General features: G+C 55.3%; 1 protein-coding gene. It reads right to left on the bottom strand.

The window, feature by feature from the left end; translation table 11 throughout:
* Positions 1–208 (bottom strand): hypothetical protein (locus AACW06_RS20835; protein WP_202884149.1); only part of this gene is annotated, 208 nt, incomplete at both ends.

The following is a 208-nucleotide window of genomic DNA, read 5'->3' as shown; positions in this document are numbered from 1 at the left end:
GCTGCATCACTGATACTGCTGGTGACGCTGTAAGCACCCTCGTCCGTCAAGCTTGGAATGGTGATGTCCGCGCTGCCATTAGCAAGGTCCGCCGCCGTCACGGTGTAGGTTTGCTCCGTGGTGCTACCATCTGGGTTGGTGATGGTTAACGTCACCGTATCCCCTTCTTCCACACCCGTTGGAAGCGTGACATTGGTTTCAAAACCAT

This window comes from Vibrio sp. S12_S33 (assembly GCF_963889785.1).
GTDB classification, from domain to species: Bacteria; Pseudomonadota; Gammaproteobacteria; order Enterobacterales; family Vibrionaceae; genus Vibrio; species Vibrio aestuarianus.
This window is presented reverse-complemented; position numbering and strand designations above follow the sequence as displayed.